Annotated in this window: 15 protein-coding genes and 1 CRISPR repeat array; of the genes, 4 read left to right on the top strand and 11 right to left on the bottom strand. The window is 45.9% G+C overall.

What is annotated here, in order from left to right:
- The first annotated feature begins 11 nt into the window (after nt 1–11).
- Nucleotides 12–1,343, top strand: a complete 1,332-nt coding sequence (locus BM283_RS01665; RefSeq protein ID WP_090688340.1) for an MATE family efflux transporter — start codon at nt 12–14, stop codon at nt 1,341–1,343.
- Between the two features lie 101 nt (nt 1,344–1,444).
- Here BM283_RS01665 and BM283_RS01660 read toward each other — a convergent pair whose 3' ends face one another.
- From BM283_RS01660 to BM283_RS18550, 3 genes are all read right to left on the bottom strand, one after another.
- On the bottom strand, nt 1,445–2,653 hold the full coding sequence (locus BM283_RS01660) for a Fic family protein (protein WP_090688338.1): 1,209 nt from the start codon (nt 2,651–2,653) through the stop codon (nt 1,445–1,447).
- Between the two features lie 618 nt (nt 2,654–3,271).
- On the bottom strand, nt 3,272–3,703 hold the full coding sequence (locus BM283_RS01655; RefSeq protein WP_090688336.1) for a PGPGW domain-containing protein: 432 nt from the start codon (nt 3,701–3,703) through the stop codon (nt 3,272–3,274).
- A 308-nt stretch (nt 3,704–4,011) separates the two neighbouring features.
- Nucleotides 4,012–4,161, bottom strand: coding sequence for a hypothetical protein (locus BM283_RS18550; RefSeq protein WP_175491992.1), 150 nt, complete (start codon nt 4,159–4,161; stop codon nt 4,012–4,014).
- A 756-nt stretch (nt 4,162–4,917) separates the two neighbouring features.
- On the opposite strand from BM283_RS18550, the gene BM283_RS01645 reads away from it, so the two are divergent.
- On the top strand, nt 4,918–5,241 hold the full coding sequence (locus tag BM283_RS01645) for a BON domain-containing protein (RefSeq protein WP_090688332.1): 324 nt from the start codon (nt 4,918–4,920) through the stop codon (nt 5,239–5,241).
- A 692-nt stretch (nt 5,242–5,933) separates the two neighbouring features.
- On the opposite strand, the gene BM283_RS01635 is transcribed toward BM283_RS01645, so the two are convergent.
- On the bottom strand, nt 5,934–6,287 hold the full coding sequence (locus BM283_RS01635) for a hypothetical protein (protein ID WP_090688325.1): 354 nt from the start codon (nt 6,285–6,287) through the stop codon (nt 5,934–5,936).
- Nucleotides 6,288–6,574: 287 nt separating this feature from the next.
- Here BM283_RS01635 and BM283_RS01630 point away from each other — a divergent pair, with 287 nt between their 5' ends.
- Both BM283_RS01630 and BM283_RS01625 read left to right on the top strand, forming a co-directional pair.
- Nucleotides 6,575–6,886, top strand: a complete 312-nt coding sequence (locus tag BM283_RS01630; protein WP_217646406.1) for a helix-turn-helix domain-containing protein — start codon at nt 6,575–6,577, stop codon at nt 6,884–6,886.
- A 310-nt stretch (nt 6,887–7,196) separates the two neighbouring features.
- Complete coding sequence (locus BM283_RS01625) at nt 7,197–7,592, top strand: hypothetical protein (protein ID WP_090688321.1); 396 nt, start codon at nt 7,197–7,199, stop codon at nt 7,590–7,592.
- A gap of 186 nt (nt 7,593–7,778) precedes the next feature.
- A CRISPR array of direct repeats spans nt 7,779–9,247; the repeat unit is 28 nt; unit sequence TTTCTAAGCTGCCTATGCGGCAGCAAAC.
- 131 nt (nt 9,248–9,378) lie between these two features.
- On the opposite strand, the gene cas6f is transcribed toward BM283_RS01625, so the two are convergent.
- The 7 genes from cas6f to cas1f form a co-directional block, all read right to left on the bottom strand.
- The gene (gene cas6f / locus BM283_RS01620) at nt 9,379–9,963 is read right to left on the bottom strand and encodes a type I-F CRISPR-associated endoribonuclease Cas6/Csy4 (RefSeq protein ID WP_090688318.1); all 585 of its coding nucleotides are present in this window, start codon (nt 9,961–9,963) and stop codon (nt 9,379–9,381) included.
- 3 nt (nt 9,964–9,966) lie between these two features.
- Nucleotides 9,967–10,992 carry a type I-F CRISPR-associated protein Csy3 gene (gene csy3 / locus BM283_RS01615; protein WP_090688315.1) on the bottom strand — a complete coding sequence of 342 codons (1,026 nt, stop codon included), beginning with the start codon at nt 10,990–10,992 and terminating at the stop codon, nt 9,967–9,969.
- Between the two features lie 3 nt (nt 10,993–10,995).
- Nucleotides 10,996–11,901, bottom strand: a complete 906-nt coding sequence (gene csy2, locus BM283_RS01610; RefSeq protein WP_217646405.1) for a type I-F CRISPR-associated protein Csy2 — start codon at nt 11,899–11,901, stop codon at nt 10,996–10,998.
- Complete coding sequence (gene csy1, locus BM283_RS01605; RefSeq protein ID WP_090688312.1) at nt 11,898–13,148, bottom strand: type I-F CRISPR-associated protein Csy1; 1,251 nt, start codon at nt 13,146–13,148, stop codon at nt 11,898–11,900. The genes csy2 and csy1 overlap by 4 nt, the downstream gene beginning before the upstream one ends.
- A gap of 64 nt (nt 13,149–13,212) precedes the next feature.
- Entirely contained in the window at nt 13,213–14,121 is a 909-nt protein-coding gene (locus tag BM283_RS19205; RefSeq protein ID WP_217646404.1) for a hypothetical protein, read from the bottom strand.
- Nucleotides 14,122–14,147: 26 nt separating this feature from the next.
- Nucleotides 14,148–16,550 (bottom strand): type I-F CRISPR-associated helicase Cas3f, encoded by a 2,403-nt coding sequence (gene cas3f, locus BM283_RS01600; RefSeq protein ID WP_217646403.1) that lies wholly within the window; start codon nt 16,548–16,550, stop codon nt 14,148–14,150.
- The gene (gene cas1f, locus BM283_RS01595) at nt 16,547–17,536 is read right to left on the bottom strand and encodes a type I-F CRISPR-associated endonuclease Cas1f (protein WP_090688309.1); all 990 of its coding nucleotides are present in this window, start codon (nt 17,534–17,536) and stop codon (nt 16,547–16,549) included. The genes cas3f and cas1f overlap by 4 nt, the downstream gene beginning before the upstream one ends.
- Nucleotides 17,537–17,625 lie beyond the last annotated feature (89 nt).

Here is a 17,625-nt window from a genome sequence, read left to right as displayed (position 1 = left end):
ATTAAAACACGATGACTCATCCCATTCGGCCTTTTACTGTCACCCACCGCCTGGTTTTCACCCTTGCCGCCCCGATGACCCTCGCTTATCTGACGACGCCCCTACTGGGAATAGTCGACACGGCGGTAGTGGGCAGGCTAGGAGAAGCGTTCATGATTGGTGGGCTGGCGGTTGGCGCTATTTTGGTTGATGTGATTTTTACCACCTTCAACTTTCTGCGTTCTGGCACGACCGGTCTCACTGCCCAGGCTTATGGCCGTGAAGATCAGACTGAAATTCAGGCAACGCTGTTGCGCTCACTGATAATAGGCGTTGCCAGCGGGAGCCTTTTACTCATGCTTACTCCACTGCTGTTATCGCTGGGTCTTTATCTGATGGAACCTAGTGAAACGGTTGCTATTGCTACACAGCAATATGTGCTGATCCGTATGCTCGGTGCGCCAGTGACACTGGGAAATTACGCCTTGTTAGGCTGGTTCATCGGGCTGGGCAGGACCCGGACTGGACTGCTGCTACAGATCGTGCTCAACGGCAGCAATATTATTCTTTCGATCTTTCTTGGTCTGCACCTGTCCCTAGGGATCAAAGGCGTCGCAGCCGCGACTGTCATGAGTGAATTGTTGGCTTTCCTGCTCGGCTTGCTGATTTGTTATCCATTCTTTAAATGCAGCGCACGGCCGTCTTGGCAGCGATTGCTGGATCGGGCTGCGCTTTGGCGCTTTGCTAATCTCAATTTTGATATTATGCTGCGTTCCTTTGCGCTACTGTTCGCTTTTGCTTTCTTTACTACCCAAGGGGCCTATCTGGGCGAGCAAACGCTTGCAGCCAATGCCGTGTTGATGAATTTTTTCATGCTGGCCAGCTATTTCCTGGACGGCCTGACCTCTGCTGCAGAACAACTTGCCGGTCGCGCCATCGGGGCAAATTACCGCGACGGCTTCATGCGCAGCCTAAAGTTGACCTTAGGCTGGAATACCGTGATGGCAAGCTTGCTGGCGATGATGCTCTGGCTCTTGGGTGAGCCCATGATCGCACTCATTACGACGCTGGAATCAGTACAAATGGAAGCAGCGCAATACCTGCTGTTAGTCGCCCTGCTACCGCTCACTGGAGTGCTTGCCTTCCAAATGGATGGTATCTTCATAGGCGCTACCTGGTCACGTGACATGAGTCTGATGATGCTGGTTTCGCTCGGTGCTTATCTGGTGACATGGTGGTGGCTGCGTGATCTTGCCAATAGCGGTTTGTGGCTCGCTTTGCATGTATTCCTGCTGGTACGCGGCCTTACTTTGTCTGCACGCCTGCCGGTAAGAATAAGACAGACATTCAGCCAAACTGAGTGAAACCAGTCATCTCATTCATCTCATTTCACTGCCCAATCAAAATGGACGCGAAGTTGATCAAAGGCAAACCTGGAGCATCAGAGTCATACGAGAAGCAAACTTCATAGTTGTTTTTTACCTAACGGCTTGATGTTTTGCGGTCTGATCACTCCCGGCCAAAGGTTATGATGGGTATCCAGGAAAACCAATTCCATTTCACGCAGATGACGTAAGTCTCGTTGCCGTGTCTTATCATTTAACTTCAAATACAGGCCTGTGTACCAGGGTGTCTGACGAATTTCATCCAGTGGCATTGCGCGACGCCTGCCCAGCAGCTGGGAAACAATCGTATATTGACGTACATTGATGCGCTTTTCCTCAAGTAAGCGGTGCAGCTTACTTTCAAACAGTAACAGTGCCGTCATCTGGTTTACCCTGTCTTGCAGCGTGTTGATCGTCTGACGGATACCCTCCAGGTAAAACTCGACAAATGGGTGATTAGGCCAGGCCTGCCCTTTTTCTGCGGTCTTGCGACAGGTATTAAATAGCGTGAAATAGCTATCGATGTTAGCGAGATAATAGCGTGCCAGGGCAAACGGCGCATAGCGATAACCTGCCGCTTGCAGCAGAGTAGCTTCGATTACCCGGCCTACCCGGCCGTTACCGTCCCAGAAAGGATGAATGAGCTCATAATAGAGATGCACCAGCGGCGCCCGAACCAATACAGGCACACCAGATCTTTCCATTTCCGCATGCCAGCCGATAAGCGCATCCAGCAGGCGATCAATATCCTTCCCATATTGAGGTGGCTTATAGCGTCCACCGTGGCCTTCATCTCCGACATAGGTAACATGATGCTTCGGATTATTGCGAAGCTTGCCAGGCTGGTTATTGGGATGAGGGATTTGCTGCGTAATGAGACGATGCACCTCAAGAATGAATTCCCGATTCAGCGACCACCCGGCAGTTCGGGCAACCTGTTGCGATAAGTCATAAGCAGCCTTGATGTTCACTGCGCGACGCTGTTCAATTTCCTTGACCTGCGCTGGATCAAGCATTAAAGCATTGGCAGTTTCGTCTTCACTCAGCTTGCCTCCTTCAATGGTATTCGTACCAAACACACTGCTGACCACCACTTCTCGCTCCAGCTGATTAGCCACTTGAGAAAAAGGTGAAGCAATAAAACGGTCATGCGTATCTTCAGCACGCTGAAGCGCCAGTTTAATCCGAGCAGCTTCAACGCCCACCTCGAAAACAAACGGACCAAAACGATCCATGTCAATGCGACGTGTTAAATATTCCAAGCCTGGAGCCAATTCAATGTCAGGCATAATGTCCTCACAAATGTCTTTTTATTGATATTTATTTCACATATTATTCAGTATATTACATTAAAAATCCAGATTATCAATGATCAGATAATGTCCATTTATTATGAGCCTATTGATATCACTCGCTCGATCAAATGGTTTTCTGGCACATAACAGCTTCACCTGCCGGTCATGCGATCAAGCCCACTCATACAATTTTTTCGCAGACATAGAGCAAGTCAGCTAATTTAAACTCCGATCAAACCTGATCCAATGACAAGCCGTAGCAGTACAAATCCTACAGCAAGGAAAAAGCCGACCAAGTCAGATTGAATTTAAGGGCGCCAATAAACATTTCAGCGTTCGAAACAAGACAAGGCGAGAACAAACAATGTTGACGCAGCCTATCACTGATAGGTAAGGAGCTTTTTTGTGAACAACGAAGTATGGTGACGAGAGGGGTAAGCAGGCAATCCACGAAGTGGATGCTCGCAAATATGAATTTTTAGAGGTGCTCTTAAATGAAATAAGACATTCAGCGGCCCTTTGATGGAGCAAGCTTTCCGGCTCTGACCAGAAGTAGTTAAAAGCCCTGGGTAACCAGGCAAGCGCGAGATCACTTCTCGCTTTCAGCTACCATTAAGAACGAGGCGCCAGAATCAGGGAAGGTTTATTAAATTTATGGCGGATGGAATTAATTGCTTTCAATATACTGGGTTGACTAACAATTCTGGCTTCCAGCTCACGTTTTTTGGGAAAATCCAGTAGAGAAATGCCAATCAGCATGGTCAATAAGCCCTGCCCCGGTACAAACAGCATAATAAACCCGGCCAGAACGAACACACTACCGACCAGGTTTTTAATGATTAAGCCTAGTATCCGTAGCACCGGATGATGATTTTTCATCCAGTGGCGTGGCGTACGCGTGTCAAAATAGTCCGCTGGTAAACGGATCAGAATAATGGGAATAGCGATCAAGGTACCAATAAAGCCAATAATCGAAGCTATCGTGATACTGATCAGGATATGGGCTGGAATCCATTGTTGAATTGCTTCAAATACTTCACTCATAATGTCTATCTTAGCATTTCTTACAGTTACAGATGAAGGATTCCACGGTCAGACAGCATGATCCGTAATGAAATGCGGTACTCGCATGATTACTGTGAAGTAGTTGCGCTGAGAACAAATAGGTTGGTCCAGCATAACGTTTACCAAAGTGCTGTCCGGACCGAGCTGTCATTCCATTTCCAAATCAAACATGACGCGAGGGCGAGTTGCAGGCAGTATTTATCATACGGCAAGGTGAAGCCGACCAAGTCAGCTTTGATTTGAAAATGGAATAAGAAGTAAAGGGTTTACTGGAACAGTTCCTTAGATTAAATATCTATCTTTATGTCTCTAATAGTGACCGCTTCCAAAGCATCAAATTTGACAGGATCCATAATTTCTTTCAACAAGTTTTTAATGTCTTCCAGACTAGCTTTAGATAAATTGATGTCTAATTCAACGGTTACTTCAACTTTCATTCATATCCTCCTTTAATCATCTCTCTGTATCTTCTATAGCGCTTCTTTGTTCAAAAAGAATTGGATTCAATTCAATCTGGAATCCGCGTTCAGGCTTCTTTCAAAGCGTCAATGCACCGTATCGCGCCCTGTGGAGACAGTCTCCCTCAGATCATCTATCTCGGTAAAAACCGGTTAAACCCATGCGCAAGAAGTATACCTCTCATTCAGATACTTCTTTGATGAAAAGATAATTTTAGTTAGTTTATTCACTCTTGCATTTTCTAATTATTCTTAAAGAAGCGTAGTCAGTATTGCCGCACTTGAACTTGAAATAAGCGCAACGAAATGACATGTTTTTTTCTTCTCTAATTGGAAGAGACATTGGCGCTCCGCGCTGTAATTTCTTGGAATCAGGTGCTCAGATATGTGCTAAATCTGGCTGGCGATGATTCATTTACCGCCGATCTTCAGCAGGTTATGTCAATTTTCACCCGGCTTAATAAAAAGCCCCTTAATCAACCCTGCGAAAAATCTTTTCCATCCTTACCCAGCTCCGCTGGCTGGTTGTACAACTAACTCAAGAAGACAGTTACAAGCTTATTGAGGAAGTAGTTGGAAGGCTAAGCTCAATGCTTATGTATGAACTTATGACATTGTCTATACCTCTAAAAATGTAGATGAGCTGTAAATGAGCATTTATAACTCAGGTTTTTTTAATCTAAAAACCTCAACAGATCTATTTTAAATCCTTCAATCCTTCAGGAGAACCTTGCTATGAAACAACTCAATAACCGTTTTTTTGCTTTTCTATTAATCGTTGTAATGGCTTTTTTCTTAGGCGGCACATCCGCGTTAGCGGAAGAGGAAACAGCTGGAGAATATTTGGATAATTCTATTATTACTACGAAGGTCAAAAAGGCAATTTTCGATGAGCCTACCCTCAAATCCAGTGAAATCAAAGTGGAAACCTTTAAGGGTGTTGTTCAATTGAGCGGCTTTGTAAGTTCCCAGAACGATATCGACAGAGCGGCCGAAGTTGCGCGTGAGGTTGAGGGCGTAAAGTCTGTCAAGAATAGCTTGGAAGTCAAGGGACAGTAGATTGGTGCAATTTGATATTAAATGCACTGAAGTTATCTCATGTTTCAATTCTCGCTCAGTATCACTGGCAATGTAAAACCCACAAACGGCAATGTAAAATTGCCCCCCCTGGGGCAAAATTTAATTGCCGTTGACAACCCGCTCGATAGCTGGGCGCTACGAGCATACTGACGGACTAGCATAGCCTATAAGCGCAAAGTGAAAAACTACGGATCAGAATGCAGTGTATTGCCGACGAAAAGAAAAATGACGAAATCTATAGCGCAATGATAACCAATGAAAAAGATATTAAAACCGATCAGCTTGTTGCTGAGCTTGCTATTTCTTACAGGTTGCGTCTCAGTGTCAAAGAAAGAAACTACGGTATCGACTCATAAATGTTGGATTTGTTCGAGACTTGGCGCGCTGTAATTGGAATTGAAAATAAAGCGTTCATTTTTCACACCCATCTTATCCGCTGGGTTTATTCCATTTCTCAATCAAAACTGACTTTGTCGGCTAAACTTTGTTTGCTGCCTTGCCGTATGACTGATACTGTCTGCGGCTCGCCTTCGCGTCATATTTGATTTAGAAATGGAATGACAAGGCATTGATGGGGCTTCTCATCAAACCATGCCGCAATCGTTAGCTAAAACAACACTGGCAAAAGAAAACAAAGAACCGGTGTAAGTTTTAAACATAATTCGTACAGATCACGACATATCACTCTCCGTCGGGATGAATGAGTACTTGGCATCTGTTCTCCACAATGGGTTGGGTGATTCAACCCATTTTTGATTATATGAATCAAAGAAATAAACCTCCCTCCCAGTCCTGGCCCATTCGATGATCATTTCAGCATGTGGATGGGGATTGCATAGCATATATTCATGCACCAGATTGGCATCATCAGTTTTATGATACAGGAGCTTTAATGCATAAGCACTGCTCCCGCTAACTATATTTGATTCCTTGCCGTTGATATCGCGCCACTTGAACCCATCCTTAGCGCTCATCATCTCACTGATCTGTTCTTTGCTTCCGTTGAATTTTTTCCAGGTGGGCATTAGTCATCTTCCTTTCTCAATTCAATTTTTTACAACCTTATCCACATTCTAGCATCGCCGTTTCAGGCAAATCATTTTGCCACATCTGCGCGAGGAGGTACGGCTTCTGGATTACCGATATCGTCATAGCCAAGGGCAGGTAACCATCTATCAATCTTATCTTGAGTTATCCTACGTTCTCGATAAAGGGACTCTTTTGGCTACTTTACTCCCTTAATAAGATTCTGGGGCAACCATTTCCATTCTGTTTCAATCTTCACCCAGCGCTTGGCTGGGCGCTACCAAAAATGACTGATAAACGTCCCTCACCCACCATGACATACGCTGAGATGAGAGAAAAAATGCTATCTAATCCCGTTGTTCAAGCTGAAGTTGAGCAGCTTGAGCGAGAGGGAAGGCCAATGCTGGATGCCATTCTCAACGCCCGCAAAGAAGCGGGATTAACCCAGGAGCAGGTAGTCGAGCGCATGAGTACGAAAGCAACAGCAGTCGCCCGACTCGAAAATGCACTTGTTACCGGAAAGCCCTCTCTTTCGCCAAATATTCTACTTAAATATGCCACTGCTCTTGGTAAAAAACTGGAAGTGGGCTTCTCGTAAGAATTGGAGAATAAACAATGAACAAAATCAAACTTCGACGCTGGGATAGCGCAGAGCACTTGAGCAGAGGGATAATGCTTGATGGATTGAGTGTCAACAGCGTCTTGATTGCAACACGATAATGTAATGAATAGTTCGGTAAACTGATTCTGGTAATTTGCAATAAGTTGTTGTCTTGACTCAATCGAGGTGAAAATGGCAATTTTGATAATTACAGAACGATCAAAACCAGATTGCTCAAGCTGCGCTACTTCTTTGGTAGCGTCAATCAGGTGTATTACACAATCTACTTTCTTCCCCTTGCCCTATCATGCTCATCGAAAATATAGAAAAACTTATTGATGAAAATGACTCTACTTTGATTATTAAAGAGCGACTTCTGCTTTTGAAAGATCAGCTCGTTGCTTATGACAAAGAGCTTACTGGATGCAGAAAAAAGGTTTCCGCTTTAGCGGATATGATTGGCTATCTCGAATTGGAAATTCAGAATATTAAGCTCGAAAATTTCACATTTACTGAAAATATGGAAAAACTTCATAGCCCAGATCCTCATGATTATCAATGTAGTCTTTGCGGATCGATAAAGTTAAAAAGGATAGAAAGCACATTCCAAGAAACGTTCGGAAGATTTGACGCAAAAAATGCTTTCTTCATTTGTCTTGACTGCGGAAAAGAAAAAGTAATCAAGATTGATCCTCCTAAATAGCTTTTACTTAATCTTTGGCTGAATAGGCGGCCTCTCCTATGCTGATAGAATAATAAGTTCCACCAAACTATTAACGATAAAGGAGAAGCCATGGGACTATTTGTTTCATTCCTCGCCCAGCTCGTTGGCTGGGTGCTACAAGTTTTTTAAACAACTAGAGACGTTAGCAAAATCAGACAACTTTCTTATCTAAGCTGCCTATGCGGCAGCAAACTCCACGGTCATGTCCAAGCCATCCACGCCAATTTTCTAAGCTGCCTATGCGGCAGCAAACACTTAGCAAGCTCCTTGCCCAAATCCCATTTATTTCTAAGCTGCCTATGCGGCAGCAAACCAAAATCAAGCCAAAATCCATCATAATGACAATTTCTAAGCTGCCTATGCGGCAGCAAACATCAAGAGAAATATGCATAAGATTTTGTCTCTTTTCTAAGCTGCCTATACGGCAGCAAACAAAAAACAGGACAAATTGACGGATCAAAAATTTTTCTAAGCTGCCTATGCGGCAGCAAACAACACTAGAGTTAAGTTCTTTTATCCCGTTATTTTCTAAGCTGCCTATGCGGCAGCAAACGGTTCTGAATATGGTTGTTGTGGGAATAGCTGTTTCTAAGCTGCCTATGCGGCAGCAAACGGATTCAACGCGTTATCAGCTAAAAAATTATGTTTCTAAGCTGCCTATGCGGCAGCAAACTCTTTTTGGTTGTGGTATGCACCTTTTTCCCTTTTCTAAGCTGCCTATGCGGCAGCAAACCGAATGAACAATGGCGTGATGTTGTTTTGTTCGTTTCTAAGCTGCCTATGCGGCAGCAAACTTATGGCTGGTCAACATGTTGGACGTCAGAAATTTCTAAGCTGCCTATGCGGCAGCAAACATTAATGTAACCATCGCTGGCGCAATTGCTACTTTCTAAGCTGCCTATGCGGCAGCAAACGTATTCCTGCATGTAAGCCCGCCCGCGGTTACTTTCTAAGCTGCCTATGCGGCAGCAAACTCTGCTTAGAGATACCTCGTGCCGCCTGTGTGTTTCTAAGCTGCCTATGCGGCAGCAAACCACTTTTTTCTTGGCTGGTGACGTTATTTTACTTTCTAAGCTGCCTATGCGGCAGCAAACTTTGCAATAGCGAGCTTTCCTCTTGTCTTATTTTTCTAAGCTGCCTATGCGGCAGCAAACAGTTAATTGAAATCGTGGATTTTGCAGCAACATTTCTAAGCTGCCTATGCGGCAGCAAACAAAAGACACCTCCGACGCTGGCGCATCCACCTTTTCTAAGCTGCCTATGCGGCAGCAAACATAACCTTATTATTGATGGGTTTTATATCAAATTTCTAAGCTGCCTATGCGGCAGCAAACATTAAACTGCCTTCTTGAAAATTTTTTAATCGTTTCTAAGCTGCCTATGCGGCAGCAAACTAAAAAGCTTGATTCGAGTAGTGCGCCCCTGTTTTCTAAGCTGCCTATGCGGCAGCAAACTCAGAACCATTAGCGTAGAAAGCATCATTCCATTTCTAAGCTGCCTATGCGGCAGCAAACCGACATGCTACGCCTGAGATGAGAGAGCAATTTTTCTAAGCTGCCTATGCGGCAGCAAACTAAAGGCGGGCGCGCTTGGTTAGAGGGTGAATTTTCTAAGCTGCCTATGCGGCAGCAAACTGGTTTTAAAAGACATCAAAGCTAATTGCATAGCGGTTTATAGAGCTTTTGAGCGATTATACCCACCACTAAAACCATAACACACAAGCCATTGAATTTTAATTATATTTTTAAAGAGCGCAAAAATAGGGTCAAAATTCAGGAACAGTGGCTTGAGCACTTAAGCCATAGCTGTTATAGGTAGCTCCCAAGTGTTCTGATAGCATCGTTTTCTTAATCCACAAACAGAACACCTGACCGCTACTCAAACTTTTGAGGCGAATAAACGGCGTTGTTATGGATGTATGCACCATGTCGTTATAGCGAAGCAACGCCTCGTCATAACTCTCGTTATGCCGCACGGCATAACGCCGGGCTAAGCGCTCTTTGCTGGTTTTGGGTTGCTGGCGGTGGTAGATCGCGTATCCCTTAAGTTTTCTAGGCACCGGACGAATACTGCTGCAATGCACATAATCGCTCAAGCGGTTCAGCCATTTCGCGGCATCAAAACGGGAGAGCGTGGCCTCATCTTGAGCAAGCAACCGGCACTTGCCGCCCAAGACACTGCATTTCTCGCTAATCACGTACTCTGGAAATGAAACTCCAATAGGCACTTGACCTTTATCATCCTGTATTTTAACCAAGCCAAGGTGAATTTGTTGGAAGACTTTGGACCAGAGGAAGTTAAGATTGAGTTCAGGAGTGGGTAGTAAAGTAATTTCACAATAACAGCGCATAGCCTATTCCTTACCGCTTTGCCCAAATACACCGCCGCGCACTAATACAGCCATAACGTAATGTTCCTGGTTTTTGTCTGCGAGCTTTTCACCTAAGGCAAAACGATCGAACAGCGTATAAAAATCGGCTTTGTCTTTTGGACTACGGAAGGCTTTGCCCAAGTTGGTTACGGCTCCGTAAGGCTCAATGGCAATCGGTCCGATACCGATTGCGGAATCCTCGTATTCTGGATACCAGGTGTCGATGGTGCGTAAGGCGTTGCCGATTTTTTGCGAATGTAGTGCCGCCACGCCGTTCACCGCGTACAGAATTTTGCTTTTGTCTCCTTTACCGTTTCCGAGTATCAATTCTTCGCTGGGATAGACTTCTTGCGCTTTGCCGATCAACGCATAGGCCTCAACATTAATCAGCAAGTACGGCAAACGGCCGCACAAAGCAGCAGCAATTTTATCCACCAGTTTTTGCAGCAAGCCAGTATGGTCGGATTCGAAGTCGCGCAGCGAAAATTGCTTGGCATCGAATATCAATTTGTCGTTATCACCAGTATCAACGACGACTTCGATTTTTTCTGCACCTACCCGGTTACGCCACAAATAGCGGGCATTGGCTATATTGGTCGCGTAACGTTTAGCAAGCTCAATGAAACCTTCTTGATCGATATAAGTTTTAGCTACGCCCGGATACAATGTGTTGAAATTCGGGCCGTTGCTGGCGGAGGGTTTTTCCACGCCACTCAAGACTTTGAGTGTGAAGCTGAGTTTGAGGGTGTCGTGGTGTTCGGTCAACGCACAGGCATCAACTGTTTGCAGATTGGGCTTTTCGACTTCGGCGTTCAGTTTTAACGGATCGTTTTGTTGCGCTGACTTCAACCGGTTGGAAATCGTACCGCGCACTGATTTTTCGTTGAGTTTTAGCGGCACCGGTTCTTTTTGCCGTCGCTCCTCCCATATGGTGCCGTATAAATAACCATCCGAAGGTACCAATTTTTTCTCGAAAGCCAGTACAGTTGCATCGTTTTTTGCTGCCATGTTTTAGTCTCCAATAAGTTTTGCTGATGATAGGGTTTGGCAAAGATAGAGATTTCGTCCGGTATCGGCGTGATATTGCCAAAGCACGTCGTCCAGGTTACTAATACGATAAGGCATTTTGAATTCTCCCAGCGTCACCACACTTTCAGCGAAGCGGTGCGGCGTTTGGTTGTCGCGTTGGTTGGCAGCTTGGGCCAGCTCAGAAATGCCATGGAAGCCCACGGCAATCGGCACCAGCCAGCCCGGTGCTTTGCACTGGCTGCTCCAGGCGACCTTACCGCTTTCTTCATCTTGTTCGCTGCGATGCATCACTTTCAGATATCCAAGCAAGGCGTTCAGTGCATCTTGGCCTTCCTCGTGCAAAGCTTGCACCATCAATTCGCGCCGCTCGATCAAGACATAGCCGAGCATCAAGCGGTTGAGCAATTTCTTAACGCTCTGTTCATCGTTCTCGTCAGCGGTATAAACTTTTACATCCGTGACTGCCAATACATCTCCCCCCGCCCATTTCATCTGTCGTAATTTTTGGTTGACCAGCACTTCGAAGCGATCTTGTTCGTCGGTATCGAAGCCTTCCAACTCCACCAATAACGAAACTTCCAAGTGGCAGCGTGCCTCTTCGACGAATGCCGGCCGGCTACCATCCTTGTCCAGTGGATTAGCAGTACCGACGATGGATTGCACAAAATCGCCTCGCCCTTTGTAGCTTTGTAAGTCGAAGCGATGACAGCTAACTGCCACGCTGATCAGCTCGATATTCGACAAATCTTGCTGGTGAAGATAGCGCTGCAAGGCGTGGACACCACCCAGCCATGCCGTCATGGCCGGAAAGCCGATGGTATAAGGGCTGCTCATAGCATTGGCGTTGTGGATTTGCAAACGGGGGATTAACAGAAAACGTCGAATCATCTGAAAAACTCCTTGTCGGCGGTGATGGCCTGCTCGACTAGAGAAACCAATTCGCGAAACTCGTGGTCGCCCAGCTTGGTACGGCTATCCTTGTACGAGTATTCGTAAGTTCTGACAATCCAACGGGCAAAATCGCTGGCCACCTCATTCAGCCAATCTTCGTTTTGCTCGCGTTGTTCGAGATAGGCATCGTCCAGCCAAATTCGTTGTGCCAGAGGTACAGCCTGGTAATGCTCGGTTTGTGACCAACCGGCCCCGCTGGTGCGGATTCTGAAAGCTTGCTGCAATACCGAGTCAATCAAATATTTGAGAGTGTTGCGTATACCTTCGCGGACGTGGATATTATTGACGCCGCTATGCATCAATCGGTTCAAATTCTGGAAGCTTTCTTGAAAACGGCGAACCGAAAGGGAGTTTCTAAAGAAATGCCGCGTCGGCAAACGCACCTGACGCTGTTCGAAGGTCGGCGGCACACTACTCAGCAAATAGGCCCGACCGGCATTCTGGTTGTTCAACACGCTAATGTTTTGTGGTTTGGTGCCACCGTAAATGGTTACAGTCAGATCGAAGATATCGTCGAAACCGTCGGCATGGTGCTCGTTTTTCCGGCGGCTATCTTTGGCTTGTCTGGTGGTTTCGGAAAAGCGCATGGCATCGATCCGGCTTTTAGTTTGGGTCAACAAACCGGCTGGGGTCAGGATGGATAATAAGTGATAGCCAGCATCGACAGGAAAATACACCTGCTTGACCAAACCATCCGTCTTATTACCAATGCTGCTTTGCTTGACGGCGAGAAAGCCGGAACGCAGGTTTTCGTAGCTCGCAGTTGGAATATCTAATAGTTGTTTAACCTCTGCGCTATCCTTCTCCAAATGCTGCAACACCGTTTCTCCGCCGCCCATAGGCAGGCAAAGAAATCTGTAGACATCCATTGCCGCCGCATTGCCGAACACATCCAGCTCATAAGCAACATTACCGCTGCGCAAATAGCCATCGTTGGCTTGGTGGCTGTCGGCAATAATCGAACTGGTCTTCGCGCTTGGATGACTAAATTTGCTTGGATGGCTTACTATTGAAAGCCAAGCTGCTCGCTTGGCGGCATCAGGCAGCCAGGTCGATAAGGAAAATTTGTCTTCTGCTTCTTGTTGAATGGCAGCTTGTTCATCCGTATCTGCCGTTGTTTTCAACTTCATTTTTAACCAAGCCATTTTTCGCTCGGAAAAAAACGTTAAAATAGATTGATTCATTGAGTACGGCCTCCTTTGTCAGTTTGGCGGGGAAATTAAATCAGCATAATTGCCTTGTTTTGATTTAGTTCATGTCTTGAAACAAACCAAACTGATCCGAATACATCCACGGCCGATCGGTATTTGTACGCAGCGTAATTTCACCATAGCGTTCAGATTTTGCTTGCATGATTTGCTCGATCTCGATTTCATCTGTATTGGATTCCGCTTCAACATATCGGCGCAAAATAGTTTGATAATCTCTAATTAGCCATAGCTTGGTTTTTGTTTCACCCTCGAAAAACTGAGCCGTCTTAATGTTATACACCGCTTGGCGGGGAATAAATTCGCCCTGTTCGTCTTTTTCGCAAAATACCGCTTCACCATTACGCCAAACCATATACAACAAAAGATCCGGGCTACTGGCCCGAAAGCGGTTTAATTGCTGCGGAACGGCGGTCAACCACCAGTTTTCGCTTAACCATGCTTGCAAGGCTTGCGGGCCTTTTTGTTGATAGTCGGTCAGGCTTTTATGTATGGCTTCATGTTCCAGGTCGGCTAAGCGTTGTTTGGGCTGCAACTTTTCTGGTCGTTGAATGCGGGGAATTGCATTGACGGCTTTATTCAGGGCAGCTTCGTCGATCAATTGGCATAAATCATGAGAAATTAGCTTCAAGCTTTTGGCATTTTCATAGCCAGGTCGACAATAGGCAGGGCCATTACTTTGGCGTAGGGCTTTCAGGTTGTATTGCATGACGGCGATATTAGCGTACTCGATGTCCACATTGAGACAGCGATGGCGCAGGACGCGTCCTGCCAATTGAATGATGGAACGAAAAGACGACGGTTCGATAATCGCCCAATCGAAATCATGATCGCGCCCGACTTCTTCCACTGGCGTCGCCACCAAAATGAATGACACATCGTCAGTTTCGGTATAGTCCAAATGTTTGCGGATAACTGCATCCTCGAAGGCCTTTGGCGCTTCGCCCACTTTTTCCTTGCGTTTTAGAACACTATCTAGATGTTTTTCTTGTTCGTGGCGCGCAGTAACAGCACTTGGCTGCTGTGGTAAACCATAATCTTCGGTGCAATATTATCTCTCCAACCAGCTTGTAACAAGTATTGCGCCAACGCGACACAAGGTGCAATGTTCGCCATGCGTATCACGCCAAAAGATACTCGTTTGCCAGTTTTGGTATCGATGGTGTGGTGATGGGTATGCAACTGCTCAACGGTTTGTTTGATTTTGTCAAAGTAATGATGTCGTTGCGTTAACGAGTCGTTTTTATTGGTTAACAACTCATCGCAACGCACGATCATGGCTTTGCGTTTGACCATTTGCTTTTGCAAATTGGCAACCCGTTTGCCGATGAATTTCCGGTGGGCGTTTTGATATAACCGGCAACGGTTTTCCGATTCTGGGTTATCCACTTGTTCAGTTTGAATGCCGAACTCATCGATCCAAGCGCAAGCGACTGTCACGTAAGCATTTTTAAAGTAGCTATGCAGCCGCCAGCCCGCTTGATAGGTGTTGAAAAAGCCTTCAGCCAAATTGGGGGGAATAGTGGCCGAGGAGATCATGACTTTGCGGCCCAACATGCCGGCTAAATGAATTAGGCGGCCAATAGCGATCAGATCGGTGCCATCGAAATCGTCAACTTCATCGATCACCAGATCAGACGACAGTAGCCGCAGACAAGGCAAAATATACTTGCCCCCACGCAACGTTTCGGTGGCGGCGATGATATGATCTATCGTGCAAGCTAGTACCGGTTTGTAGAGAAAAGCCTTGTGCTTCTCAGCCAGTTTTGGTTTGTTTTTGGGAAACAAGACATCAAGAAATTCGGCACTCGGCATATCACGATAATCCAGATCCTCGGCGAGCAGCTGTTCCAAGGATTCGGAACCCAATTCTTCAAAACTGGGTGGCTGGTCTTTTTCGCGTACGGTTTTGTCATACAATTCTTTGACAGCTGCGGAGCCGATTAGCACAGCCAATTCGTCATTGGTCAGGCCGATTCGGGTGCGGTATTCGTTGCCGGTTTGCAAGGTTAATGTACGCAAACCAAGAGCCAAGATGTAACGTAAACTATTGCTGTCATCCGACAAGGCGCGCATAATTTTGGCATTGGCAACGGTTTTGCCACTACCGGTACTTGCCATATTCACCACGAACCAACCGTAACCTTGTTCCCTTAAAGCCTCGTATTGGGATTTAAAACGTGCGATGCCGTCTACAGCCTTATCTTGCCATTCGAACCCAGCCGGGCTTTTTTGTTTTAGACTTTTGATGTCGTAAGCTAGATCCATCTCACTACTGAAACGCGACAGGGTTTGACTGATTTTTAATGCCTGTTCGCCGACTCGTACCAAATGTTCGTCTAGTTTTTGTTTTAGGCCGTGTTTGTCTGTGTTAGCGTACAAGCTAATTGCTGTTTTCCATTCCGAGTCGGCCTGACAAGATGAGTAATAATGGTCTCCCAGCATCAGACAAAGTCTGGCATGATGCAGCAATAATCGGTAAGTGCCATTTTCCAGTAAAGACTGAATTTGCGCTTGGGCTTGCAATAACTTAGCTGACCATTTTCTCAGTTGTTTCAGCCAAGATACGGATTGAGAGAGTAAGCCTTCGGGAAACTCGAAACAGGCACTCAGGCGTTTCTCGTCATCCTGCATATTTTGGTAACCCCAGTCGGCTGTCAGGCTTTTCAGCATTCTCGACAGGCTTTCTCGTTTCTGTCCAGATTCTTCACCTGGTTTTTGTCGACCCGGTAAACGATGATGGCTCATAATCAACCAGCCCACTAATTGCGCAATCGGTGGTAAATCCACCAACGGATTTTTGCAGTGGACGGCCACCGTATTTTTCAAAACTTTTTCGTCCCAAATACCTTCGCTTATTAAGCGAAGCCACGCTTCGTCGGTATTTTCTGTTTGCCGAACCAAAGCATTCAATAACAAACAAGAAATCCATTCATGGCGTAGTGGATCACTCTTAGCCGTAGCAGTTCTCAGTTTGCTTTGGAACAACGCAGTAGCCTTGCCCCAATCGTGCAATAAAGCAGCAACAGCTACCAATGCTTTGATGGCAGGTAGATAAGTCCAATTATTTTCCCAATGGCAGTTGAGAAAATTCTTCTGAGTACTATTCACTGGCACAATCCCCTCGGGATTGAAGCGATTACGATTCCCAACAATCCAAACCAATTCGTTGCGGCTTCTCGACCGTATCCAGTGGCAAGCTACGGCAGTATTTTTGGTGGCGGTTTTGCGTAATAGGGTTTTGACAGCGATCAGCCCGTCCTCGGTAATAACGGTTTGCCAAACTCTGTCACCGATGCGGTTGGCGAAAGCGTCGAGCACGCGACGTGTACGGTTGAGAGCTTTTTTCTCACATTGGCTGACAAAAGTGACCATCATGGGTGTTTCTCCTCACCCTTAACCTCTCCTAGAGGGAGAGAGAATTCAGTGTTTTGAATAGCTTGTTGCTTGACTTGCTCGAACATGAAATCCAAGGCTTTGTGTTCGGTGAATTTCTGTAAGCATTGCTGGCGGAATTCCTGCTCGCTCATCTTCTCTTTGGCACAAACAAACGCCCAGGGCAATACGATAGCGTCTTTGACCAAATCAGCGACGTCGAACACCAATGCACCACGCCGGGTTTTGCCGTGCATGACAGCGAAGCCGTGCGGGATGCCCAATACCCACAGAGTACTGGCAGCCAAGCCATACGCCAGGTAATTACCGTGGTTCAAAAAGCCATTGGCGAAATCAGCAGCCTGATGGTCACGAGTAAAATCACCGAAATGGGTGACTTTGGCGGCATAGCGGTACAATTGTTTAGTCAGCAGCGCTTCGCGTTGCAACAAATCGCCGACTTTCTCTGCAGTTTCAATTTGAATTACATAGCTCTCCATAGCTGAGCTGATTATGAGGTCGTCAATAAAAAAGTTCTCGCTTTTGAGTTCGCGGTCTTTATCCCAAATGCGTTTGATGTAATCAAGGCGGGCTTTCTGAAAAGTTTTTGCGGCACATAATCGTTTGGAATCGTCGAACCAGAAACTTAGCCAGCCTTGCACGTATTCCGTAGGCCTATATTCGCTTTGCGGGGTAAGCCACTCAATTTCGTTACCTGATAATAACGGCGTTGCTCCACCACCGCAGAAACCAACCAGTACTCCAGCGCTTGCTAACATGCGCATGGCGGCCTGGGTAATGGATGTTCCCGTTCCCAATAAGATCACAGTAGTGTTTGCAATCGGAATGTTCCAATAAAGATTTTCATCTTTTGTTTCCGTTAGATAAAGCACTCGACCGTCTTTTTGCATGACGCGACATTTTTCAAGGTAATAAATGTTCGCTCGCTTGGAATGGAGTATTGCTTTCAAATCTGTAATTGGTTCCATTGGCAGTATCTATACTCTTATGATCTAGAAAATAACTAGCGTTTAATATTTTGCAGAATACCTTATGTACTAGCTCAAAATATGACCAT

The sequence above is a fragment of the Nitrosomonas sp. Nm34 genome (genome assembly GCF_900113925.1).
Taxonomy (GTDB): domain Bacteria; phylum Pseudomonadota; class Gammaproteobacteria; order Burkholderiales; family Nitrosomonadaceae; genus Nitrosomonas.
This window is presented reverse-complemented; position numbering and strand designations above follow the sequence as displayed.